Source organism: Novosphingobium sp. G106 (genome assembly GCF_019075875.1).
Classification (GTDB): Bacteria; Pseudomonadota; Alphaproteobacteria; order Sphingomonadales; family Sphingomonadaceae; genus Novosphingobium.
In genome coordinates this window covers 1-19,507 of record NZ_JAHOOZ010000004.1, presented here as the reverse complement: position 1 = coordinate 19,507, position 19,507 = coordinate 1, and the positions used below count along the sequence as shown (strand labels likewise).

Here is a 19,507-nt window from a genome sequence, read left to right as displayed (position 1 = left end):
CCGGAGATATTCCATGACCTATCAACCGACCGCCGGCGGGTGGCGGGCAAGCCCGCTGCGCCAGAGCGGCGCATCCTGGCCGTTCGACTGGACGGGCGAGATCACCGCGATCGATCCCGCCGCGCGGAGTCACCGCTATGTCGCGACCGTCCGGCAAAGCGGAAGCTGCCCTCTGGCCGAAGCGCAGACGAACCTGCGCGTCATGGCCGAGGCCGCGAACATGCTCGGCGTGCTGAGGGCCACGGCGCAGGTGCTCGACATGAGCAATCCCGAGCACGACGCCTTTGTGGACAGCGGCGCCGATTGCCTCGACGCGCTTCTGCGCCAGGAACTCGCCATCCGGCAGATCCTCCACCGCATCGCCGGCTCGCCGCTCAGCGCGGCGGCCTAGTCGATCTTCATCACGGCGCGGCGCGGCGCGACCGGCTTCGCCGGCCGCCACCTTCCCCGCGCCCACGCATCACCGACATATCACAAGGAGCCCATCATGGCCGACCATTTCACGACCGCCGCCTTCGTCCTCGAAGTCGATGCGCACGAAGCTGAACTTCTCGATGAGGTCATCGAGATCGCCGAACAACTTGCGGAGGGTTTGGGCACTTCGGCCGAGGCGCAGGCGCTCTACGCCGGGGCCAGCTCGCAATTCCAGGCGCTGTTTCCTATCGTCGATGCCGACAAACCCTTCGCTAGTCTGCTCGCGCTCTTCGAAGATCCTTCGTTCCCGAGTCCGGACTCGCTCGTCTGGCATGTTCCGGTGGTCGGCAATCCCCGCAAGCGTAATGTCCATGTCGAGGGGGGAGAACGTCGCCGTGTTCTCGGTGGCCCGGCTTTTGCAGAAGGTCTGTGTTTCGGCTCTGCCGTTTCGGTTCGGTTGGGCGGACACGTCATTGCCGTTGCGGGTCGATGCCTTCGGCGGCGGCTATCTCGAGGTGCGCAAAGACCGGATCGTCCATCTCTGGAGCCCCGGCGACAATCCTGACGCAGCGCGCTTGGTCATCGCGCTGAAAGACGAGCAGTGCGGCCTGCTGTTCTGGAATACCAAGACCGGCTTCGGCTCGCTGAAGGAAGCCAGCGTGTTCACGCAAGACGAGGCTGACAGCTACCGCCTGCCATCCGCCCAAGGCGCGAAGCCCGGTTGGTTGGAGCTGCCGCCCACCCGCGACGTGGTTCCTGCGGCGGCTTAGGCCGCCCGCACACCAGCGCAAAAGGGGAGGGGGCTTGGAATGAGCGAGCCACGGCTCGTTCGAAGTTCGCGCGGGGGCAGGACCCCCAGCGCCGATCTCATCCTCCCTACCACCTTTCCGACAAGGAGACCGACGATGGCCACACAGGCCAGCGACGCCGCGCGCACCCTGACGATCGCCGAGCTCAACGATCGAGTTCGCCTGGGCCTCGACCGCAACGCCAGGGTTCTCATCACGTCCAATTGCCTCGAGACGCTTTGCGGCGAGGGCTGCGCGCCCACCGACCGCGTGCTGGTCCAGGCCGAACTTATGGCCGCGTTCCGGCATTGCCAGTTTTCCGAAGACAGCCCCGAACGCGATTTTGGCGTGGTCGAGCTGCGCGGCCGAACGGTCTGGATGAAGATCGACTACTACGACCTCACGCTCGACTATGGTTCCGATGATCCCGCCGACGCTTCGGTGACGACCCGGGTCATGACGATCCTGCTCCCCGAGGACTACTGATGTCGGCGCGGCTCGTCGTCGACCGCAGCGCCGAGCTCTTCGGATCCGCTGTCACGATCGCGGACCTTGCCATCTATTCGTTTCCTGCTCTCGATAGCCGCGGCGCCCATATCTACGAGGTCTGGGACGTGCTCGAGCGCGATTGGCACGGCGAGCTCGATCGTTCGGGCAGCACCATGGAATATGCGCTGGGCGTCTCGGCGCGGTTTCGGGACGGCTCCATCCTGCACATCGGCGCCTCGGCCGACTGCTGCGAGGGATCGGGCTGCCGGCATTGCCGCGCCTGACGCGCGTTGCCTGCCGGATCATCGCGCGCCGCGGGCGGCCGCCCTCTTCACCACAACCAACGAAAGGACATAGCCATGGGATGGCTCTTCATGTCGACCTGGGCGATGGGCGGCTTCGCCACGCCCAAAGCCTATCTCGACGACCAGTTCACCTATTCGCCGGATGAGAATGGCGGCCGTCAATACGGGCTTCGCATTCTTAAATCGGTCTGGTCGGGCAGCGAATACTACGCTGCGGCCGAGCCTTGGAACGCCGAGGGCACTCTGCCAGTCTTCGCCGTCGTCTGCCTGGTTCGCTGGAACCCCAAAGCGAAGAGCGGCGAGCACTTCGGGTACAAGGATATGACGGAATCGATGGGGCCTTGCTACTATCGGTGCCCCGCTTCGGTGCTCGACCTGCTCGGGCCGACCGACAGCGAATATGCCGCCGGGTGGCGGACGCGCTGCCGGCAGCAGCTGGCACTGACGCGCCGGCGCCGGCCGCGTCCCGGGGACACGCTGGTGCTCGCCGAGCCGATGCGGTTTTCGGATGGCTATGAGGGCCAGTCTTTCGCGGTGATCGAATACCGCAAAGGCATCGCGCTGAAGGGCCGCAACGGCGGCTATTACCGCATCTCGCGGCTGATGGAGCGGGCCTGGACACTGGTTCCGGCGAGCGCGGCAGTGGGAGGCGTCCCATGACAGACACGCGTGTTCATGCCACTTTCGAAAACGCATGGCGGCTCGCCGCGACGATGGCGGAGGTGCTGGGCCGAGATTTCGCCGTCGTGCGCACCGAGGATCCACAGAGGCCGTTCGTGCTTGAGGACGATATCGCGCATCTGGGCGTAGTTGCCGTGATTACTGCCCCGTGTGACGCTATCGGGAGCGTGACCTAGGAACAAACCTACATTTGTGGTAATGTGGGTTTGTAGTAGATTTATGAGGTTGCCAATGAGTCGCCTGACCATCGACATAACAGATCAGCAGCATCAGAGCCTGAAAGCGCTGGCCGCCCTGCAGGGCAAGACGATCAAGCAATATACTCTGGAACGCCTGTTCCCCCGCAGATGCGTCCGGTGATGAGGCCTGGCAGCAGCTGAAAACGCTGCTGGGGGAACGGATTGCGCAAGGCCTTGCAGGAAGCGTTTCGACCAAGAGCATCGACGACATCGTTGACGAGGAACTGGGCCGGGATCGTCTGTCTTGACCGCTGCCTACGTGCTGACGGATGCGGCGGAAACCGACCTGCGGGAAATCGTCCGCTACACGCGCAAGCAATGGGGTGACGAACAGGTCCGCAGTTACATTGCCAAGCTGAAGCACGGTATCGAACGATTGGCGAAAGGTTCGGGAGCGTCCAAGGAGATGAGCGATCTCTATCCAGGTTTACGGATGGTACACTGCGAACATCACTACATCTTTTGCCTACAGCGGGAGGACGCGCCCGCGCTTGTTGTGGCGATCTTGCACGAGCGCATGGACCTCGTGGCCAGACTGGCATCGCGGCTCCAATAAGCGGAAAAGCAATTGGCTTGAGATCCAGGCAGCCCTTGGCGCTGTCTGATCAGTTCAAACCCCACGACGGCGGGTAGTTTGGCGGAAAATCGATGTTCAGCGCTTCGGCGGCGGCAGATAAACGCGGCTCTGTGCATCGGGCAGGCGGTCGCCGGGCCGCCAGGTCACATGGGTCACGCCCGGCGTGCGCATCAGCGCGGCTAGCGCCTCGTCATAGGCGGGGTCCGGCATGTTGCGCGCGAGGTGTATCGCGGCGGCCTCGGCGCCTGTGTCCTTGAGCGCGATGCTGGCGATCGGCGCCTCGAGGCCAAGGTTGACGCGCAGGCCTTTGACGAAGCGGCGCTTCTCCTGGACGGCCTTGGCAACCAGCGCGCGTTCTTCATGGCTTTCATAGGGAAGCCAGTGCCGGTTCACTGGCATGACCGCGATTTCGAAAAGCTGCGGCAGGCCCGAAGCGCCGACCGCGAAGCTTGCCGCCATGACCAGATGGCCTTCGGCCTCTTCGGAACGCCAGAGCTCTTCTTCTACGGCGAAGCGCTTGTGGAAGCGCCGAGCCATGTCAGCATCCATCAGGAATGGCCAATCCGGCAGGTGCCGCACCAGGATCTTCTCGCCGTAGCGCGCGGGCTCGATCGCTTTGACCTCGCCGATCACCACCATGATCGCATCGGGCGAAGCATAGGCCAGTTCCAGCTCCGACAGACGCCGGCCGGCGATTTCGTCCTTGTGGTCGAGATTGAAGGTCTCGGGGATGAACACCGCGCGCGCCAGGCTGTCGCCGCGCACCTTGCAGCCGAGGCGCGCCTGGATCAGCGCGCGGCGCACGATGAACCAGTTTCGCTTGCCCGCCATCTTGGGATGCCAGTGGGTGAGTTCCGCCTTGTCCCAGAGAAAGTGCAGTAACCCCCGCATCGTCAGCTTCTGCCCGTTGGTCTTTACCGACGGCTTGTCATTCGTGAACGACGACGGCGCGGCGCGGGCCGGGCCTCGCGACAGCGGGAAGGCGAACTTGAGCGAGGTTTCGCCGCTCTCCTCATCCTCGACGATCGCCGAGCCCCGGACCTGGCCAAGCCCTGTCAGGAAGTCCGGCGCTTCGTAGTGATCGCAGGTCGGTGCATGGCGCGGGCCGGTGCCGGGCCAGCGCGCCAGGTGGTGGCTGTTCTGGCGCCGCGCGATGTAAAGCGGCAGCGGGATGTCCCGGCGGCACAGGCACTGCGGCTTTTGCTTAAGCGAATAGGCCCGCGCGAGGACGGTTTCGAAGCCGTCTTCGTCCGGCCCGATCTCGACATCGAGCATCTGGTATCGCTGCATTGGAAGAGCCCGGTTCTAGCGGCGGTCGGCGATGCCGTCCCAGTGCGCGCCGAGCCGGAAGGATGCCTGAAACTGGCCGACAGGTCCTTCGGGACCGTCGGTCACGTAAGGATCGGGCCGCTTGACGACATTTTGGTCCTGGCCCCGGCGGCGGAGCCACAGTTCTGCGCGCGTCGCGAGGATCCCCGTGAGCCAGTGCAGGTCAGCGGCGACGCAAAGCGCGCCGCGGCCTGCGACCGCATACCAGAGGCTGCGCTGATAGTCGTTGCCATCCCGCCCGAGGATACGGGCAAGGCCGGCTTTGCCTTCAAGGTTCCCGCCCACCATCAGGCGGACCGCTTCGACCAGCTCTTGCGCGCCTTCATAGGCGTCCATCGGATCTACGCCGACGCTGGTCCCAGCGAGCGCGCGCCGGGTCCATGGCTCGTCGGGATCGTCACGTGTTTCGAGCAAGGTTAGATCGACGTCGATGCCGTCGAGCCAGCGTTCCATCGTCATCGAAATCCCCTGGTAGTAATCGCGGCGTCATACATAAATTGATTGGCTGGCGGCCCGCAAGGCGCTGAGTTGATATCAAAGTCCAAAATGACTTTTTACTACCAGGATAACTGGTCTTTTGGCAGGCGTCCGCCCGGATCGAACACGATAACGCGGGTCGGAAGGTCCGGTCCCCAGCTCCAAAGGATGAGGTTTTGGTTATCTGCGGTTGCGCCGGGCGCGAAACTGGGCGCTATCAGCCCAGCAAAGCCTTCGGCTTTGAGTCGATCGGCAACGAGCCACGAGGGCGCGTCGCGTCCGCTGCGCTGATAGCGCAGCCATGGGCAGGCGAGATCTTCGAGCGATACGCCGTGCGCTGATCGGCCATCATCGGTGCGCAGGTCCGCAACGGGCTCGCAGTCGACGTCGTATTCGCACATGGTCAGCGGGTGCAGGCGCTGGGTCAGCCCCTGCGTGCATTCGGCAAACGACGTCATGATGTCGAGCGAGAGGTAGAGTGTGGGCTCACCCCTGCGGTTGAAGCGGCCGCCGGTCTTGGCCGCGCCATCTCCCGACAGCGGCGAGAACGACCACATCGGATCGTGGCCGCGGTAGCACCTGTGAGCAAATCTCAAGCAAAGCCGCCCAGCGCCAGATGATCGAGATAGTCGCGGACCGCGCCCGCTTCCCCGGCCTTGACCAGCGCCTCCGGGGTTCGACCATCGAGCGCCGGGATCGGCTGCGCGCGGTACCAGGCCATCGCCTGGGTCTCGCCGCCAGCCCATTCGCGAATGCGCGAGAGGATCTCGAGCATCTCGCGAACGCGGGACTGCGTCCGGGGTGCGGTCCGCCGCTCGGCCTTGCTCATGGTGGCGACGCCGAGGCCAACTGTCTCGGCCAACTGGTTCTTCGTCATGCGGAACGTATCGGCGACCTGGTCGACATCGACGATGCCGCTCTTGTCGATGAAGTGGGTTACGAAAGCCGCACCGGCCGCCATTGCTTGAGGCGGCGCTTTCGCGGCGCGAGTGCGGGCCTTGGTCATGATGCCGGTCGCCTTACGCTTGGCAGTGGTTCCGGGGGCAGTTGGCATGTCCCATTGCTCGGACGATTTGTGGACATAATATGGGACAGTGTGCCCGGCTTGGCAAGGAGCCGCTTGACCGATGTCCACGTGCCTCCGGTTATTTGCGGGTCTGTGTCCAGAACGATGTGCGCGCTTGAGCCACTTCCTCATCGATGAGGCTTTGGAGCTCATCCAGATCGACATCCGCGTTGCGGGTTTGCACATGACGGATGGTCGCCCGCAGGGAAGCGCGGCCCTTCGTCGTCATGCCAGTGGCCTCACGCCTGGCAGGCGGTTCGTTTTGCGTTGGCATGGCCCGGTCTCCAACCATTCGAATACAACATGGTTCGCGGCATCTGGTCTGGCAAGCGCGGGTAAGGGAGAGGGATGGCCTCTCCCCGCCCGGCTGCGCCGGCCGGGACCGCGCTCTATTCGCTAAGGCCGGCGCCGGCCATGCGGCCGACCCCGACCTAAGCTCACGAAGCCAGCCCTGCGGTCTGTCTTCGCCCATTCGGGTCACGAACGCATGAGGGAAGGGGGGAAGGGCTCCGCCGGACGAGGACGTCCGGCTCCGCGTGTGGGCGCGCGCAGGCTTATCCATCCCCTCCTACGCCGCCATCGCAGTCTCCCGGCGTCGCACGTGCGGGCGCAAAGTCAAAAGCTGCCTCAGCCCAAGGTCCGCTAGCCCATCCCCCGCCGGCCGGCTTTCGTCCGCTTTGGCGGACGGCCGGCGGGGGATGGGCTAGCTCCCCTAGGGCTCAGCGCGACGTCTTTTGACTTCGCTCATCCCGCACGTGCTCCTTGGGGACTGCGACGGCGGCTCCGGAGGTGATGGACAAGCGGGCAGGCGTTTCGCTTGTCCGCACCAGGGCGGAATGGCCTTGCGGCCATGCGTGGCTTGTTTGCGCGCTACCGCACCGCATTTTGATGCTCCGGCTCACCAGAGATGATGGGCAAATCTGTCAAGAAATCAATGAGATAGACCCAATTTGAGGGCGGCGCTATTAAGTAATGGTCAAGACGGAAACGCCGCTTGGCAAGTCAAACGGGCACCGCCCTAGTATCTGGAAAGTGAATATCATGGCTAACATTGGTTATGTTCGTCCGAATGCAAATGGCGCTCTGATCGGCAAGATCGAATGCCTCGCCTTCAACAATGTGATTGGTCTCTCGCCCGTCGAGAGCAACAACCCCCGCGCGCCCAAGTACGAGATCATGGCGCGCAGCGGAAATAGCTGGGTTCGGGTCGGGGCTCTGTTCGAGCAGACGGCGCGCACCACGGGGGAGGTTTTCTATCAGGGCCGCATTGACGATCCCAAGATGGATAAGCCGCTCGATGTTGCCCTGTTCGGCAACTCCGGCCCCGAAGGCGGCTACAATGTATCGTGGACCCGTCGCCGTGCGCGGCAGGACTTCGGACAGGCCGCGCCGGTACGCGGGGACGAGGGCGAAAGCGAGGGCGATGGCCTCGGGGAAAGCACTACCGGCCGCGAGATCGAAACCGATCCTTTCGCCGGTTTCCCGAACTGAATGGAGACGAGGCGGGGAGGGTCAATCTCCCCCGCCTCTACCAAACTCGGCTAACGTTGGTCCGCCTCTTATAATCGGTGCGGACCTTGCCAGACAAGGGCAACCCCATGCGCAGCTTTTCGAATTTCCCCGACTTCGCCGAACACTATGCGAGCCTTACCAGCGCCGACACTTTCGGCCAGGCATTCACCGCAGAAATCGAGGCGAGCCAGCTTTCCCACCACGAGGAACCGACCGCCGCCGATATGCCGGATAGCGAGGCCGCGCGCGGCGGCTGCGTCGAGCAGATGGTCGGCGATCTGTTCGCCCTGTTTTGCGATACCCGCCTCGCCCCCATGGCGGCGCGCGTTGCTTGGGGAATGGTCAACTCCTTCCACAAGGTGGCGCAGCAAATCGCGCGCGAAGAGGACAGCGCCGCGCGCGAACTTGGCGAGCTGGCCCGGATCAATGACCCTTCAGAAATCCACGCGCTCGAAGTCGAGGGAAAAGCAGCGTCATTGCCAATCGCTGCACGAAGCGCTCGCCGCCTTGGGATGCATGCGCGATCGTGCCGCCGAGGTTTACCGCGTCGAAACCGGCCAGCCTTGGTCAGCCGTCTATGGCAGCCGCACCTCCAAATCGCTGATCGCCTCGCAGATCGAAGCGCGGGACTTTCTCGCCGCGCGCGCGCATCGCGCCGCGAAGCCCATGCGCCCACCGGGCCCGTCGTCGTCGTATCGGGCGGGGCAGGCTGGCAGCATCATGAACCGATCTGGACCCGGCTCGATGCATCCGGGCGCGCGTCCCATCGATGACGCTTGTCACCACCGCGCAGCGCAGCGGCACCGACGCAATCGCCGCCGCATGGGCCGCCGCGCGGGGCGTGCCCACCGTGAACTTTCGGCTCAATCGCAGCCTCGGCAACCGCGCCGGTTTCGATCGCAACAAGATGCTTGTTCGCCTCGCCCCCGTCGAGGCGATCATCTGTGAAGGCAGCGGCCTGCAGGTCAATTTGGCCGAGCGTTGCCGCGACGCCGGCGTGCCTGTCACCATCATGAGGGACAGGGATTTTGCGAGCTTAGCCCAAGCGGCCGGCTGAGAGCTAGCGCGGCGCCGGCCGGACACGTCCGGCCGGCGATTGCCCCCGCGATAAACGATCGTGATGCAGCGCAAAAATCGCGCGGCCCGGCACGCTAAAGCGCGCCGGGCCGCAGGTGTTTTCGCGTTCGGTGTCCGCGATCAATCGCGTTCGACCGGCTAGGCTTTGGCCGCCAGTAATTTCGCCGCCTGCGCCGCCCAGCTTGCCGATTGCGGCGGCAATCGCTTTCGCGTCCTGCCGGTTCATCTCGCCGATCTTGACCTTGCACAGCGCACCGAGCAGCACCGGGCGGCCCGCATCGCGCGCCGCCTCAAGCGCTTCCTTTTCCCGCGCCGCCAATTCCGCAAGCTGCGCTTCGAGCTTCTCGCGCTGCGCGCAAATCGAGGGCAGATCGTTTCCAACTTTTTTGGGCCTTGCCACGTCTTCACTCCAGTTTTCGTCTGACCGGCGCAGTGGTAGCCAAATAGAAACAGAGTTCCAGAGCCGCACTCTCCAGCCCGAAGCGGGCAAGGAGCCCTACCGGAGCCCGAGGAAGGGCCACGCCCGGTGATCTCGGCGCCAGATCGGTCAAGGGTCATCCATGGGGGAGTGACCCTATAAGGTCAGCACCTCATGCACCGGTGGCGCGGAGCCAGGATAGCCCTTTGCCAAGCAATATCGGGGATTTGGTCGGTCCTAATATCGCAAACATGGGGTTTGCGATCCAATGAGCGTCCTAGATATATTATCGCAAACCAGTTTATGGCCTGTATTACGGCGCTATGCGGCGACAAAAGCCGTCGTAAGATCGCAAACGCCAGTCTTTGGGCGATCGCTCCGGCTTGACAATTGGAGCCCTTTGGCTAGGTAGTTCGAACTCGCTTTTGCCTTGCGAAGTACCCGCCTCGACCCGCCCCCAGCGGTGAGGCAAATGGCTGTACTTTATTCACTGAAATTTCCCGAGGACGTTCTCGAACGCCTGACGGAATTCTCCGCCGGGACCGGCGTCACCAAGGCCGAGCACATTCGTGCGGCCGTCGTGCAATACCTCGATTTCCATGCGGGCAAGGCGGCGAACCTGCAGCGGCTCGCCGAACTCAGCGAGTTCAACCAGCTCGTGCTCGACCAGCTGGTGCGCCTGCAGTTTCCCGATCTGCGCGACAAGATCCTCGATGCCGTCGACGAGCGCATGGAGAAGTTCCATGGCAAATGAACGGACCAGTAATCCGAGGCCGCGCAATCCCAGGCCCTGGTCGGGGCACGGCGATGCCAAACGCAATGCAGGCCACTTCACCCGCGGCTCGCAGCTCATCGGTCATCAGTGGTCGATGTGGCTGCGCGGTGCGCGCGTACCGTTCTTCGTCTGGGCCGGTCTATTCGCGCTGATCCTGTGGGCGCGCCTCACTGTCGTGCTCGACAATTACGAGTTCCAGATGATCAGCATGAAGGCGCTCGCCGGCGCCTGGGACTATATCGGGCTCTCGGATATGAAGCCCGTAAACGTGACGCTGAAAAGCGGCGCCGTGCTCCACACCTATATGGGATACGTGCCCTATATTGCCGACGTCGAGATTGCCTGGGCCAAGCTCATCCGCTCGCTGATCGGCAGCTTCCTGTTCGCCTCTGCGCTGACCGGACCCTTCACATTGTGGTTCGTCAAATGGGCACGCCACCGCGGCGAGGGCGATCCTCGCCGATCATCACGAACGCGGCGTCGAGCTCGTCGAGAGCGATGATCTCAGGCGCATGATCGAGCGCCACAATGCGGCGCGGCTGCGCGAGCGCGCGCATGACAATTGCCCTGATCTGAAGCGTCGCTGAAGCCATGGCGCTGCCGTGGATCGACCGGAAGAAATATGGCCTCGTGCCGTCCTATTCGTTCGGCACGCTGCCCTTTCCTCTCGGGCACGAACAGAGCCATGCGATGGTCATCGGCACGACGGGTTCGGGCAAGACCACGGCGCTTCGCGGGCTCGTTAAACAGGCGATCGAGCGCGGCGACAGCTGCGTCATTTTCGATCTAACCGGCCACTACATGGAGGCGTTCTACGAGCCCGAGCGCGACCACGTTCTCAACCTAAATGACGCCCGCTGCGAAACCTGGTCGGTGTTCAACGACTGCGACACCCGGAGCGAATTCGTATCGGCCGCCTCCGCCCTGATCCCGCCCGAGCATGGCAGCGATGGCGGCTTTGGGAGAAGGCGGGGCGCATGCTTTTCGTCAGGATGTGCGTCAAATTGAAGGCGCAGGGCCTGCGACCAACAAGGCGCTGTCGGACGAATTATTGAAGCCTGCCCAAGCGGATCGACGCACGGCTCAAGGGTACCGTCGCCGATCCGCTGACTTCCTCCCGACGCGGCGCGCATGGCGCAGTCGATCCGCGCCGTTCTCAAGCCTACGGCGAACCGCGCGCTTCCTGCCCGAGAACGGTCGCCGTTTTCGATCCGCGACTGGACCCGGCGTGAGGAAAAGGTGGGCTCAATCTTCTTCATCACGGCGCAGTACGCGATCTCGACATGGACCCGTCCGCTGCTCACGCTGTGGATGAACATCGCCATCAATACGATGATGACGCTGAAGCACACGCGGACTTTGCGGACTTGCTCCGTGTTCGACGAACTCGGCGCGCTCCATCAGCTCCCAGCGCCTCACTCGGGGCTTCGTAAACCGCGCGCAGCTACGGCGGCGCTTTCGTGCTCGGCGTGCACAGTTTCTGCGGGGCTTCGTGAAGTCTACTGGCTGGAAGAACGGCGCGCGCAACATCATCAGCCCGGACGGGTCGAAATTGATCCTCAGGACCAGCGACCGCGACATCGCCGAGGAGCGCTCGAAGCTCATCGGATTCCAGAAGGTGCGCACGATGGATGAGGCCTATTCCTACGGCGCGCACCAGACCTTCGATGCTTCGACGATCTCGCCGACGACCAAGGAGGAGGGTAGATCCTCACTGGTCATCGCCGACGACTTCACCAGCCTGATGAACCTTCACGGGCATGTCCACTTCCCTGAGCGCTTCCGGTGGCGCACATCAAGATGGATTACGTCCATTACCCGTCGATCGCCGAGGGGTTCGAACTGCCTCCACTGCTTCCGGTCATCGCGCCTCCACCTCGATGACGGCGATGAGGATGACGATGAGCTGGCCGAAGAGGGCGGAGGCCGTGACGGCGCCGAGGCCAAACTGCGCGATGGCGAAATGCGCCTGGTCGACCTATAGCGGGAGGGCACCCTCTGGCGGCCGCGGGAGGAGGGAGCATCCGAAGCCGAGCCCCGTATTGAGGAAGCGCTAGCCCGGCCCTCCGTGAACGAGCGAACCGCTTCGCGATCTCCCGGCAGGATCAGCCAGGGAACTCCGATGATGCCCGGTCAGCCGATCGTGGCCGGGACGCGCGCCTCGCACGTCGCTGCGCGATAGCGGCGGCCTCGAAAACCAGCGCATGGCCCGGTTCCGACGCGGACCGGGAGCTGGCGAGGCAGAGCGAGCGTCCCGCAGAAACCCGGTCCAAGGTGACCGGCAAGGACGACCGGTCAAGCGAGTGCGAGTTCGGCGGCCAGGCAGGTTCGGCGCGAGTTGCAGATGGATTTTGGTGAAGATGAGCATCGCCGTGCGGGCGGAGCTGAACTCGAGGCCGAAGCCCGAGACATCGACAACGGCCTGGGACTTGAGCCATGACCAGGTCGATGGGCGCCGTCCGGTCGGCAGGCGGTGTTGCAAAATACTCGCCTGACAATTACTACACGGCTGAGCAGGCTGAGGCGGCGTCTGAATGGTCGGGCGGCGGTGCGGCCGATCTGGGGCTTGCCGGGACCGTCGATCGCACCGATTTCGAAGGTGTGCTTGGCGGCAAGCTTCCGGGCGGCAAGCAGGTCGGCGAGGAGGAAAACCGGGCGCACGGCACCGACTTACTCGATGTCGAAATCCGCCTCGCTGCTTGCCTATGTTTCGGCGACAAGCGCCCGCTCGCGGCCAACATGGCCGCGGTCAAGGAGACCATGGCTTGGGCCGAGGCGAACCTCGCGGAGGCCCGGATCAAGAAAGATGGCAAAGCCGTCCTCGATCCGCACGGCAACCTCGCTCCATGCGCTCTTCCCGCACGACACGAGCCGTTCGCTCGATCCCCAGGCGCATATTCACGCTGTCGTCGCCAACCTGGACGCGCCTGCCTAAGCAGCTCCGCAATCCTGACCGATTGGGGGCAAATGGAGAGGTCATTCGCGATGATGGCTGGCGGGCCTGGCACACGGTGAGATGTGGAAGGCCAACGCTGTGCTGGCCGCGATCTATCATTCCGCCCTGCGTGATAAGATCGAGCAGCTGGGCTACACCACGCGGCTTGCAGGCAAGCACGGCGCCTTCGAGATAGTCGGCGTGAACCGCGAGGCGATCGACGGTTTTTCCAAACGCCGCGAGGACATCGAGGCCAAGGCCGAAGCGCTCGGCATCAAATCGCGCGAGGGCCTGCTCGAGGCAACGCCGCGCACGCGAGATCCCAAGCTCGATGCCGGCGACCGCGCGGCGCTTGGTGCGCGCTGGGCAAGAGGCCAAGTCCTACGACTACAATGGTGACAAGGTCTTTGCAGCGGCGCTCGACCGTTCGCGCGAGCGGAGCGGCAGGATGGAACGCGGCGCGATCGCTGTCGGCGCCGCGGTCGTCGATGCACGCTCGCGGCTTGCCGACCCTCTGCGCCGGCCGCACGATCCGCTCGTCGACCAGGGGCTCGCGCGCATCCCCTGCTGCCTTCGACCGCGCGCGCACCCAGTTTGCCTGTCGCCAGCGCCATTCGCATCCTCGCCGAGCGCGAAGCGGCATTCCGCAGCAATGACGTATTGAAGACCGCGCTCAATCTTGGCCTGAAGGGTGTGACCCACGAAAGGTCGAGCGGCGCATGGCGCAGCTTGCCGAGAAGGGCGAACTGATCCCCGAGAAATCCGAACGCTACGACGGCGCCATCGATCTCGTGACGACGCGCGAAGCATTGCGGCAGGAACGGTGGATCCTGCTCGCGATGGAGTCGGCGTGGGGCAGGCGCGGCCGCTGATGCAGGCCGATGCCGCCGCCGCCAAACCGGAGTTAGCCGGCGAGCGGAAGCTCAACTCGAGCAGTTATCCGCTGCGATCCAGATGGTCTCGTCTGAAAATCGGATCGTGCTGGTCCAGGGGCGTGCCGGAGCGGGCAATCGACGATGCTCTGCAGCCGGTAGCGCCGAGGCGCTCGATGCCGCGGCGCGAAGCAGGCCCCGCGGCGCGTGGCAAGAAAGCCATGCTGCTCACCGCAGATACCAAAGGCGATGCGAAAGCGCTCGCCTTCCAGAACAAGATGGTCGCGGATCTGAGCGCCGACACCGGGCCTTGAGGCGCTGACGGTGCACAGCTTCCTATTCCCACGTGAATATTCCTGAGCGGCCAGAATTCGGCCAGCGCGTATGCCGGTAAGAACAAACTCCAGGTACCTATCTCATCTTGACGAGGCCTCGGATGATCTCGAACGAGCAGATGGACAAGCTCACTGCCCTTGCCAATCTCATGGAGGTCGGCCGCCTCGCCATCGTCGGCGACCGCAAGCAGCTTTCGGCGATCGAGGCCGGCAAATCCTTCGCGGTCATGCAGGCGCGGACTGGCGTGACGAATTACCGCCACCTACCCGTCAACACCAACATGCGCCAGCAGCCTCGCTGATGCGCGCCGTCGCCGATCTCGCCGATCTGGGGCAGGTGCGCGCGCGGCGATCGAGTTGCTCGGCGAACGCGTGGTTCAGTCCGATGATCGGGTGCTCGATGCTGCCTAGCCTGGCTGGCGCTTGTCCCAGAAGATCGGGCGACGACGACGCTATTGCCGTCGAGCCGGGAAGGGCGGGCTGCGCCAACGAGATCATCCAGGATGGGCTAAGATCAGAAGGAACGCTCACCGGTGAGGGCCGCGTGCTTACGGTGCGTGAGCGCGTCAACGTTGCCCACGAGGCGCTGCGCTATGCGCATTTCTGGAAGGACGCGCGCATTCTTGAGGTAGCGCATCCTCGGAATAGCCTGGGCCTGGATCGTGGCGATTACCGGATCGAGCGGATCTACGCGAATGGCAGGATTGGCCTGCGTGATGAACGCGGCCGCCGGAACCGCATCGATCCTGCAAAATTCGATCCCATGAACCGGCGCGACGGCCTGCAGCTCAAGAATGACAAGACGATCCGCGTCCATGAGGGTGAGACAATCCGCTGGACCGCTAACGACAAAGCCGCGAGATGTGGAACGCGACCATCGCGCGGGTAGAGAAGGTCGACCGGGACCAGATCGTGGTGCGACTGGCGAGCGGCGATCAGCAGACCCTTCGCGCAGGCGATCCCATGCTCAAACGGATCGATCTTGCCTATGCTATCAACACGCATATGGCGCAGGGCATCACCAACGAGACTGTATTCGCCGTCATGGGTTCGGCCGAGCGTAACCTGTCGAATGCGCGGTCCTTTTGGCGAACCTTACGCGGCAGCGGTCCGACGTGCGGCTCTTCACCGACGACGCGCACAAGCTCGCGCGGCAGCTGGAGAGCAACCACGGAAACAAGTCGTCCGCGCTCGAGACCGTCGGGCGAACTGCGGGTTGGAAGCTCTGTTGTCGGGGCGCGGCAAGGCCTTCTCGATCCCGGGCCGCTGTCGGACGACCTCGGCATGCCAGGTGAGAGGCGCGATGGCGACTGCGTTGCGGGGGCAGTGCGGGCAGGGCGAGTTTGCGGAGCTGGGTCGCGGGCAAGAGCGTTTGTAAGAGCCGGATCAGCCAAGCGTGATCATGGCCGTAACGACTTGGCCAGGGTCCCGAAGGCGGCGGCCTGGTCGCCCGGTACGAAGGCCTCGGTGCGGATCAACCTGAACTTGATCGGTCGAAGTGGCCAGAACCTAGCGCTGGCTCTGCCGGTCTAGAAATCGTCCGGCGGGATTTCGTCGGGATAGAAGGTGTCGTCTGGCTCGTCCCCGCAAATCGGCGCTTTTTCGGCCGGCTCGGGCAGGATCGGATCCTCGCCGGAAAAGCTCACCCGAATGAGTGCGCCACCTTGACCCTCGACTGGAACACGGCGCGCAGGTCCTCGCCGTAACGAAGTTTGGCGCCGATCCATCCGCAGCGTTCCGCGCTCAGATAACCGATCTGGATGCCGCGTGCGCTCACCACCGCAACCGCAGAGGCGTCGTGCTTATTCTTCGGCTCGGGGAGCAGCTCAATCGCCTCGCTCTGGAACGCAGAGGGCTATCTCGAACAGGCGGTTGCTGCCGTCACCGTTCGGATGCATCGCGCCTAGCACGGACAAGGTCATGTCCGGCCGGCTCATTGGCTCCCGGACAGGCAGCGGGGCTGGGCAGATCGCGGCAAGATTGCGGGTCAGGGGATGGGGACACGCAGCGCGATCTATGCCGAAATCGATCGACGATGAAGTCTAAACCCGCCGGACGGGTGCAACATCGACGTTCCACTTTGGCCCCATGTGGGCGTCGATGGACCGGGTGCCGGCGGTGCTGCAAAGGCTCTTCAGGGCTGCCAGTCCTGAGTCTTTGCCGCGATATGATGCTGACACAAAAACGTTTCTTCGCTACCGCGAGTTCCCGCGAACATTCGCCCGTTATGGCCCAGACAGAGACGATTTCGGAAGGGGTCGCTCGCCGGGGCCAGGGCAGAAGCTGTCTCAGTGACACTTACCCGGAGCCCAACCGAGCCTTTTCCCGTCGAGGGCCAAGAGCCTCGTTTTGCGTAGGGCGGCAATGATGAGCGGAGGAGATCCTCTGGCCTCAGTAACCCAGCTTCAATGACACTTGACCCCGGGCAGTGTCACCCCCGACAAAGCGGAGAAAGGCGCAGAAATGCGGGAAAACATGACGATTTGGGATTCACATGATCCATTTTTCGTGCTCAATTTATCCCCGTTATGTTTGCCAGCAGGATCCAGCCTCCCCTCAGGCAAAACAGCGACCTTCGCTGCTGCTCGATGAGCTCGCCAAGTCAGCACGCGGCCGCGCTACGCCTTCATGTTACTCACCTGATCGCAGATGTCGCGCACGCTAATGGCAGCAGGCCCCTTCCGTGTAGCGATAATGCCTTTGGTTCCCTTGCGGGATTGGCTGAGCGACCCTGACGCCGATCGGAGCACTGGACGGCAGCGCTGGCGCTGGCTGTGAGGGTTCAGGCTGAGCTGAATGCGAGGGCCGACTACCGGCCGATCCTGCAGAAGCGCTCCGCAATGGTCGAAGATGAAGTGCGTGACCGATCCGCGCCTCAGGAAAGACCAAGCTCAGCCGCGCCGTGACCGAGCTGGTCAAAAGCTGGCCTGCTGCGTCGGCACTATCAGGGTTTCTCGCTGTCGATCATCTTAACCGCGGTGCACAGCGCCATGCGGTTTATACGCTCATGGGGCGATCCAAATGCCTGCTCGGCCGGCAGACGCCCAAATCTGCACGCGCGGCGCGGCAGGGTGAGCTGACTTTGCGGCCGGGGCGTAGCGACTACCGGTAGATCCTGGCGAAGTCTCGTCATCGCGTAGTGTTCCGACCACTTGAGCACTTCATCGAAAGTCGCCCGCGCGCGTGGCGGGGATGCGCAGCGTCCGATAGCCCGCAGTGCCGGTCATGGCATCGCGCGCCCGTCTCTGCTGGGATCATGGCTTCGGCCATCGACCTCTACCAGGGCTACAACCCGGCCCGTGGCAGGATCTTCAACCACAAAGTCGATGATCTTTTGAGCAAAGGCGTTGCGATCGGAATGGTGCGACCGTCGGCCCGGTCGTGCTGGCGCCTTCAGAAGTGCGCCCATCGCCACCTGGGCATGAATTCGATACGCCGGGAGAATGCGCTCGAGTTGAACGAGCACTGCTCGCTCGCGCTGTGTCATGAGCGGCCTGGCTACTGGCGCGAGAGGACCTGACCCCCCGTTCCCCTTTAGCCAGGCCACAAGGATCGCTGTCACGCCGCCCAAAACAATCAAAGGAATTGCTCTGCCCAGGAAAGAGCTGAGCGGTGCATCGCGTTCGAATTCATGGGAACCTCGCAACAAGCGACGATCGTTTTGCCGCAATTGGGCGCGGTCTGAGCGCCGGCGCAGCTTCGAGTTCAAGAGTTCGCCAGTTCACGAGGATCTGCCGCACGTAATTTGCGTTTCAGTGATCCTCGGATGCGCCAGGCCTTGCGAACCCGGGCTGGGCCTGCGTTGTAGGCTGCCAGCGCGAGGGGTACTTGACCAAATTCACCGATATGTTGGCGCAGGTAGCGCGCCGCGCCCGCGATATTGTCGCGCAGATCGTACCGATCGACGCCGAGCTGGGCCGCCGTCCCGGGCATCAACTGGCCGAGGCCGAACGCTCCCTTGGGACTCGTCGCCAGCGGGTTGTAGCGGCTTTCGGATCAGCAAGGCGTCCATCAGGCCACTCGGTAGGCCCGCCTCGCAGGCCACAGAGCGAACGACGGGATAGAGAATGCGGCGGCGCTCCTCCGCGCTCCGTCTCAGCAGGCTCGACGGGATGTAGGGACGAGGCGCACAGTCACCGTCTATTGCCAGCGCGCTTCCTGAAGCGCCCGAAACGCCTGCAGGGGGCGCGCCGCGCATCCAGGCGGGGATGCGAAGGCCGGGAACGCGCGAAGAAACGATCCGAGAGTGGGGTCGGTGCCATTAGAGCTGGCGTTCTTGTTGTCGCCCAAATCGGCGAATTGTTCTTCTAACTGCGACCCCAGTCCCGTCTCCCGCCGCTGGTCGTGGATCAGGCACTGGCCCCCTACCCAACCGCGCCAGTAATATCCGCGCACGGGCAGGGAGATCTCCGGCACAGGCTGGCGACCCTGCCGCGATGCAGGCGGCGCCCACAGCAAGAACGATAGGACTGGTCGAACGAAGCATCGGGCTGCCCTCACAGCCGCGGCAGATCAGTAGCCGATCTCCGCCTGCGTAAATCTCGCTCCTGATTGCGAATGACGATGTCGGCTATCCAGCTTGCGAGTTGGTTCTGCGCCGCATTCGTCAGTGGTTCGATCGCCGCAGTGGCGCTTTCGTTGATCCGGTTCACCACGGGTTTGATCAGGCTCAGCGTAACCTGCAAGGTGATGTCATAGTAGAACAGCCCCCCGCCCATGCATTCGATGCGCATGGGGGGCGACCACTCGGTCGACACCGACCGCGGCGCAGATCGCAATGATGTCGCGCGCGCGCAGTTCCCGGGCACCCGTGATCATGCGCTTGAGGCTCCGGCGATTGTAGCCGGTCTCCTTGGCCAGCGCCGTGATAGTGAGTTTCCGGCGGTCGATCTCGTGAGCGATGAGCTGTCGATACGAACCAAGCAGGTGCCCTTCCATCATGCATACTTCCGTATGGAGTGAGCCAACAAGTTGACCAGCGTCGAGCATCTGTTTCCCCTCTGCAAAGATCCGGCGCGGCCGGTCAGGAGAGGGTGCATGTCCTTGCCAAGAAGGCGAAAAGCCCGGACTTGCACTGTTTTGGAGGCGTTACTCGCCAGTGACTATAAAGATGCATACTCGCATGGCTTCGGCCACGCTGACCGGACGGCCGAGCTGTGCGGCAGCATGCTCGCGAAATTCGCGGAGCAGGTCATTGTGACGAGATTCCAATCCGAAC

The 19,507-nt window shown here is 63.6% G+C and carries 31 protein-coding genes and 4 pseudogenes; 23 read left to right on the top strand and 12 right to left on the bottom strand.

The window, feature by feature from the left end; genetic code table 11:
* The first annotated feature begins 13 nt into the window (after window positions 1–13).
* A complete protein-coding gene (locus KRR38_RS33880) occupies window positions 14–391 on the top strand; it encodes a hypothetical protein (RefSeq protein ID WP_217408166.1) in 378 nt (125 codons plus the stop codon).
* Window positions 392–460: 69 nt separating this feature from the next.
* On the opposite strand, the gene KRR38_RS33875 is transcribed toward KRR38_RS33880, so the two are convergent.
* Window positions 461–787 carry a hypothetical protein gene (locus KRR38_RS33875; RefSeq protein WP_217408165.1) on the bottom strand — a complete coding sequence of 109 codons (327 nt, stop codon included), beginning with the start codon at window positions 785–787 and terminating at the stop codon, window positions 461–463.
* Between the two features lie 22 nt (window positions 788–809).
* Here KRR38_RS33875 and KRR38_RS33870 point away from each other — a divergent pair, with 22 nt between their 5' ends.
* The 7 genes and pseudogenes from KRR38_RS33870 to KRR38_RS33840 all read left to right on the top strand — a co-directional run bounded on the left by KRR38_RS33870 (window position 810) and on the right by KRR38_RS33840 (window position 3,472).
* Window positions 810–1,184 carry a hypothetical protein gene (locus KRR38_RS33870; protein WP_217408164.1) on the top strand — a complete coding sequence of 125 codons (375 nt, stop codon included), beginning with the start codon at window positions 810–812 and terminating at the stop codon, window positions 1,182–1,184.
* Between the two features lie 135 nt (window positions 1,185–1,319).
* On the top strand, window positions 1,320–1,688 hold the full coding sequence (locus KRR38_RS33865) for a DUF3768 domain-containing protein (protein WP_217408163.1): 369 nt from the start codon (window positions 1,320–1,322) through the stop codon (window positions 1,686–1,688).
* Complete coding sequence (locus KRR38_RS33860) at window positions 1,688–1,975, top strand: hypothetical protein (protein WP_217408162.1); 288 nt, start codon at window positions 1,688–1,690, stop codon at window positions 1,973–1,975. Before KRR38_RS33865 ends, KRR38_RS33860 begins: the two co-directional genes overlap by 1 nt.
* A 75-nt stretch (window positions 1,976–2,050) precedes the next feature.
* Window positions 2,051–2,656, top strand: a complete 606-nt coding sequence (locus KRR38_RS33855) for a DUF6927 domain-containing protein (RefSeq protein WP_217408161.1) — start codon at window positions 2,051–2,053, stop codon at window positions 2,654–2,656.
* A complete protein-coding gene (locus KRR38_RS33850) occupies window positions 2,653–2,853 on the top strand; it encodes a hypothetical protein (RefSeq protein ID WP_217408160.1) in 201 nt (66 codons plus the stop codon). Before KRR38_RS33855 ends, KRR38_RS33850 begins: the two co-directional genes overlap by 4 nt.
* Before the next feature lie 55 nt (window positions 2,854–2,908).
* Window positions 2,909–3,164 (top strand): annotated as a pseudogene (locus KRR38_RS33845) (antitoxin).
* Window positions 3,161–3,472: a type II toxin-antitoxin system RelE/ParE family toxin gene (locus tag KRR38_RS33840; protein ID WP_217408159.1), complete on the top strand. Its 312-nt coding sequence runs from the start codon at window positions 3,161–3,163 to the stop codon at window positions 3,470–3,472. Before KRR38_RS33845 ends, KRR38_RS33840 begins: the two are co-directional and overlap by 4 nt.
* 96 nt (window positions 3,473–3,568) lie before the next feature.
* On the opposite strand, the gene KRR38_RS33835 is transcribed toward KRR38_RS33840, so the two are convergent.
* From KRR38_RS33835 to KRR38_RS33815, 5 genes are all read right to left on the bottom strand, one after another.
* Window positions 3,569–4,783, bottom strand: a complete 1,215-nt coding sequence (locus KRR38_RS33835; RefSeq protein WP_217408158.1) for a DUF1173 domain-containing protein — start codon at window positions 4,781–4,783, stop codon at window positions 3,569–3,571.
* A 15-nt stretch (window positions 4,784–4,798) separates the two neighbouring features.
* Window positions 4,799–5,281: a hypothetical protein gene (locus KRR38_RS33830; protein WP_217408157.1), complete on the bottom strand. Its 483-nt coding sequence runs from the start codon at window positions 5,279–5,281 to the stop codon at window positions 4,799–4,801.
* Between the two features lie 98 nt (window positions 5,282–5,379).
* Complete coding sequence (locus KRR38_RS33825; RefSeq protein ID WP_254515898.1) at window positions 5,380–5,895, bottom strand: RES family NAD+ phosphorylase; 516 nt, start codon at window positions 5,893–5,895, stop codon at window positions 5,380–5,382.
* Window positions 5,892–6,353, bottom strand: coding sequence for an MbcA/ParS/Xre antitoxin family protein (locus KRR38_RS33820; RefSeq protein WP_254515897.1), 462 nt, complete (start codon window positions 6,351–6,353; stop codon window positions 5,892–5,894). Before KRR38_RS33820 ends, KRR38_RS33825 begins: the two co-directional genes overlap by 4 nt.
* A gap of 91 nt (window positions 6,354–6,444) precedes the next feature.
* The gene (locus KRR38_RS33815; protein WP_217408156.1) at window positions 6,445–6,594 is read right to left on the bottom strand and encodes a hypothetical protein; all 150 of its coding nucleotides are present in this window, start codon (window positions 6,592–6,594) and stop codon (window positions 6,445–6,447) included.
* A gap of 812 nt (window positions 6,595–7,406) precedes the next feature.
* Between KRR38_RS33815 and KRR38_RS33810 the strand changes: the two genes are divergently transcribed.
* From KRR38_RS33810 to KRR38_RS36825, 3 genes are all read left to right on the top strand, one after another.
* The gene (locus KRR38_RS33810) at window positions 7,407–7,856 is read left to right on the top strand and encodes a DUF736 family protein (RefSeq protein WP_217408155.1); all 450 of its coding nucleotides are present in this window, start codon (window positions 7,407–7,409) and stop codon (window positions 7,854–7,856) included.
* A 107-nt stretch (window positions 7,857–7,963) separates the two neighbouring features.
* Window positions 7,964–8,650: a hypothetical protein gene (locus KRR38_RS33805; protein WP_254515896.1), complete on the top strand. Its 687-nt coding sequence runs from the start codon at window positions 7,964–7,966 to the stop codon at window positions 8,648–8,650.
* Window positions 8,647–8,934 carry an SLOG family protein gene (locus tag KRR38_RS36825; protein ID WP_254515895.1) on the top strand — a complete coding sequence of 96 codons (288 nt, stop codon included), beginning with the start codon at window positions 8,647–8,649 and terminating at the stop codon, window positions 8,932–8,934. Before KRR38_RS33805 ends, KRR38_RS36825 begins: the two co-directional genes overlap by 4 nt.
* A 3-nt stretch (window positions 8,935–8,937) precedes the next feature.
* On the opposite strand, the gene KRR38_RS33800 is transcribed toward KRR38_RS36825, so the two are convergent.
* A complete protein-coding gene (locus tag KRR38_RS33800; protein ID WP_217408154.1) occupies window positions 8,938–9,423 on the bottom strand; it encodes a hypothetical protein in 486 nt (161 codons plus the stop codon).
* Between the two features lie 421 nt (window positions 9,424–9,844).
* Between KRR38_RS33800 and KRR38_RS33795 the strand changes: the two genes are divergently transcribed.
* The 12 genes and pseudogenes from KRR38_RS33795 (at window position 9,845) to KRR38_RS33745 (ending at window position 15,178) form a co-directional block, all read left to right on the top strand.
* A complete protein-coding gene (locus KRR38_RS33795; protein WP_217408153.1) occupies window positions 9,845–10,126 on the top strand; it encodes a CopG family transcriptional regulator in 282 nt (93 codons plus the stop codon).
* Complete coding sequence (locus KRR38_RS33790) at window positions 10,116–10,649, top strand: hypothetical protein (protein ID WP_217408152.1); 534 nt, start codon at window positions 10,116–10,118, stop codon at window positions 10,647–10,649. Before KRR38_RS33795 ends, KRR38_RS33790 begins: the two co-directional genes overlap by 11 nt.
* 89 nt (window positions 10,650–10,738) lie before the next feature.
* On the top strand, window positions 10,739–11,155 hold the full coding sequence (locus KRR38_RS33785; protein ID WP_217408151.1) for a type IV secretion system DNA-binding domain-containing protein: 417 nt from the start codon (window positions 10,739–10,741) through the stop codon (window positions 11,153–11,155).
* A gap of 123 nt (window positions 11,156–11,278) precedes the next feature.
* Window positions 11,279–11,590, top strand: a pseudogene (locus KRR38_RS38135) (type IV secretion system DNA-binding domain-containing protein); the annotation flags it as partial.
* Between the two features lie 49 nt (window positions 11,591–11,639).
* Complete coding sequence (locus tag KRR38_RS36820; protein ID WP_309141253.1) at window positions 11,640–12,131, top strand: type IV secretion system DNA-binding domain-containing protein; 492 nt, start codon at window positions 11,640–11,642, stop codon at window positions 12,129–12,131.
* A 452-nt stretch (window positions 12,132–12,583) separates the two neighbouring features.
* Window positions 12,584–12,979 (top strand): annotated as a pseudogene (locus KRR38_RS33775) (relaxase domain-containing protein); the annotation flags it as partial.
* A pseudogene (gene mobF, locus KRR38_RS38130) lies at window positions 12,954–13,481 on the top strand (MobF family relaxase). The pseudogenes KRR38_RS33775 and mobF, both read left to right, overlap by 26 nt.
* Complete coding sequence (locus KRR38_RS33765; protein WP_217408147.1) at window positions 13,438–13,746, top strand: hypothetical protein; 309 nt, start codon at window positions 13,438–13,440, stop codon at window positions 13,744–13,746. The pseudogene mobF and the gene KRR38_RS33765 overlap by 44 nt, the downstream one beginning before the upstream one ends.
* Window positions 13,747–13,801: 55 nt before the next feature.
* Complete coding sequence (locus KRR38_RS33760; protein WP_217408146.1) at window positions 13,802–13,954, top strand: hypothetical protein; 153 nt, start codon at window positions 13,802–13,804, stop codon at window positions 13,952–13,954.
* Complete coding sequence (locus KRR38_RS33755) at window positions 13,954–14,268, top strand: hypothetical protein (RefSeq protein ID WP_217408145.1); 315 nt, start codon at window positions 13,954–13,956, stop codon at window positions 14,266–14,268. The genes KRR38_RS33760 and KRR38_RS33755 overlap by 1 nt, the downstream gene beginning before the upstream one ends.
* A 107-nt stretch (window positions 14,269–14,375) precedes the next feature.
* Window positions 14,376–14,591: an AAA family ATPase gene (locus KRR38_RS33750; protein WP_375293502.1), complete on the top strand. Its 216-nt coding sequence runs from the start codon at window positions 14,376–14,378 to the stop codon at window positions 14,589–14,591.
* Window positions 14,591–15,178, top strand: coding sequence for a hypothetical protein (locus KRR38_RS33745; protein ID WP_217408143.1), 588 nt, complete (start codon window positions 14,591–14,593; stop codon window positions 15,176–15,178). Before KRR38_RS33750 ends, KRR38_RS33745 begins: the two co-directional genes overlap by 1 nt.
* Before the next feature lie 753 nt (window positions 15,179–15,931).
* Here KRR38_RS33745 and KRR38_RS38125 read toward each other — a convergent pair.
* The 5 genes from KRR38_RS38125 to KRR38_RS33720 all read right to left on the bottom strand — a co-directional run bounded on the left by KRR38_RS38125 (window position 15,932) and on the right by KRR38_RS33720 (window position 19,278).
* Complete coding sequence (locus tag KRR38_RS38125) at window positions 15,932–16,069, bottom strand: hypothetical protein (RefSeq protein WP_375293501.1); 138 nt, start codon at window positions 16,067–16,069, stop codon at window positions 15,932–15,934.
* Between the two features lie 1,443 nt (window positions 16,070–17,512).
* Window positions 17,513–17,776 carry a DUF2726 domain-containing protein gene (locus KRR38_RS36815; RefSeq protein ID WP_254515930.1) on the bottom strand — a complete coding sequence of 88 codons (264 nt, stop codon included), beginning with the start codon at window positions 17,774–17,776 and terminating at the stop codon, window positions 17,513–17,515.
* A gap of 218 nt (window positions 17,777–17,994) precedes the next feature.
* On the bottom strand, window positions 17,995–18,222 hold the full coding sequence (locus KRR38_RS36810; RefSeq protein WP_254515894.1) for a transglycosylase SLT domain-containing protein: 228 nt from the start codon (window positions 18,220–18,222) through the stop codon (window positions 17,995–17,997).
* A 563-nt stretch (window positions 18,223–18,785) separates the two neighbouring features.
* Window positions 18,786–19,007: a hypothetical protein gene (locus KRR38_RS33725; RefSeq protein WP_217408142.1), complete on the bottom strand. Its 222-nt coding sequence runs from the start codon at window positions 19,005–19,007 to the stop codon at window positions 18,786–18,788.
* Window positions 18,982–19,278, bottom strand: coding sequence for a helix-turn-helix transcriptional regulator (locus KRR38_RS33720; RefSeq protein ID WP_217408141.1), 297 nt, complete (start codon window positions 19,276–19,278; stop codon window positions 18,982–18,984). Before KRR38_RS33720 ends, KRR38_RS33725 begins: the two co-directional genes overlap by 26 nt.
* Between the last annotated feature and the right edge of the window lie 229 nt (window positions 19,279–19,507).

Excerpts from the sequence above, each read along its gene's own strand:
- KRR38_RS36825 (WP_254515895.1), top strand. The coding sequence starts at position 8,647 with ATGACGCTTGTCACCACCGCGCAGCGCAGCGGCACCGACGCAATCGCC.
- KRR38_RS33850 (WP_217408160.1), top strand. The coding sequence starts at position 2,653 with ATGACAGACACGCGTGTTCATGCCACTTTCGAAAACGCATGGCGGCTC.
- KRR38_RS33820 (WP_254515897.1), bottom strand. The coding sequence starts at position 6,353 with ATGCCAACTGCCCCCGGAACCACTGCCAAGCGTAAGGCGACCGGCATC.
- KRR38_RS33790 (WP_217408152.1), top strand. The coding sequence starts at position 10,116 with ATGGCAAATGAACGGACCAGTAATCCGAGGCCGCGCAATCCCAGGCCC.
- KRR38_RS33875 (WP_217408165.1), bottom strand. The coding sequence starts at position 787 with ATGGACATTACGCTTGCGGGGATTGCCGACCACCGGAACATGCCAGAC.
- KRR38_RS33805 (WP_254515896.1), top strand. The coding sequence starts at position 7,964 with ATGCGCAGCTTTTCGAATTTCCCCGACTTCGCCGAACACTATGCGAGC.
- KRR38_RS33725 (WP_217408142.1), bottom strand. The coding sequence starts at position 19,007 with ATGGGCGGGGGGCTGTTCTACTATGACATCACCTTGCAGGTTACGCTG.
- KRR38_RS33860 (WP_217408162.1), top strand. The coding sequence starts at position 1,688 with ATGTCGGCGCGGCTCGTCGTCGACCGCAGCGCCGAGCTCTTCGGATCC.
- KRR38_RS36815 (WP_254515930.1), bottom strand. The coding sequence starts at position 17,776 with ATGACACAGCGCGAGCGAGCAGTGCTCGTTCAACTCGAGCGCATTCTC.
- KRR38_RS33785 (WP_217408151.1), top strand. The coding sequence starts at position 10,739 with ATGGCGCTGCCGTGGATCGACCGGAAGAAATATGGCCTCGTGCCGTCC.
- KRR38_RS33880 (WP_217408166.1), top strand. The coding sequence starts at position 14 with ATGACCTATCAACCGACCGCCGGCGGGTGGCGGGCAAGCCCGCTGCGC.
- KRR38_RS33755 (WP_217408145.1), top strand. The coding sequence starts at position 13,954 with ATGCAGGCCGATGCCGCCGCCGCCAAACCGGAGTTAGCCGGCGAGCGG.
- KRR38_RS33815 (WP_217408156.1), bottom strand. The coding sequence starts at position 6,594 with ATGACGACGAAGGGCCGCGCTTCCCTGCGGGCGACCATCCGTCATGTG.
- KRR38_RS33810 (WP_217408155.1), top strand. The coding sequence starts at position 7,407 with ATGGCTAACATTGGTTATGTTCGTCCGAATGCAAATGGCGCTCTGATC.
- KRR38_RS33795 (WP_217408153.1), top strand. The coding sequence starts at position 9,845 with ATGGCTGTACTTTATTCACTGAAATTTCCCGAGGACGTTCTCGAACGC.
- KRR38_RS36810 (WP_254515894.1), bottom strand. The coding sequence starts at position 18,222 with ATGCCCGGGACGGCGGCCCAGCTCGGCGTCGATCGGTACGATCTGCGC.
- KRR38_RS33720 (WP_217408141.1), bottom strand. The coding sequence starts at position 19,278 with ATGCTCGACGCTGGTCAACTTGTTGGCTCACTCCATACGGAAGTATGC.
- KRR38_RS33855 (WP_217408161.1), top strand. The coding sequence starts at position 2,051 with ATGGGATGGCTCTTCATGTCGACCTGGGCGATGGGCGGCTTCGCCACG.
- KRR38_RS33830 (WP_217408157.1), bottom strand. The coding sequence starts at position 5,281 with ATGACGATGGAACGCTGGCTCGACGGCATCGACGTCGATCTAACCTTG.
- KRR38_RS33835 (WP_217408158.1), bottom strand. The coding sequence starts at position 4,783 with ATGCAGCGATACCAGATGCTCGATGTCGAGATCGGGCCGGACGAAGAC.
- KRR38_RS33760 (WP_217408146.1), top strand. The coding sequence starts at position 13,802 with ATGGCGCAGCTTGCCGAGAAGGGCGAACTGATCCCCGAGAAATCCGAA.
- KRR38_RS33745 (WP_217408143.1), top strand. The coding sequence starts at position 14,591 with ATGCGCGCCGTCGCCGATCTCGCCGATCTGGGGCAGGTGCGCGCGCGG.
- KRR38_RS33865 (WP_217408163.1), top strand. The coding sequence starts at position 1,320 with ATGGCCACACAGGCCAGCGACGCCGCGCGCACCCTGACGATCGCCGAG.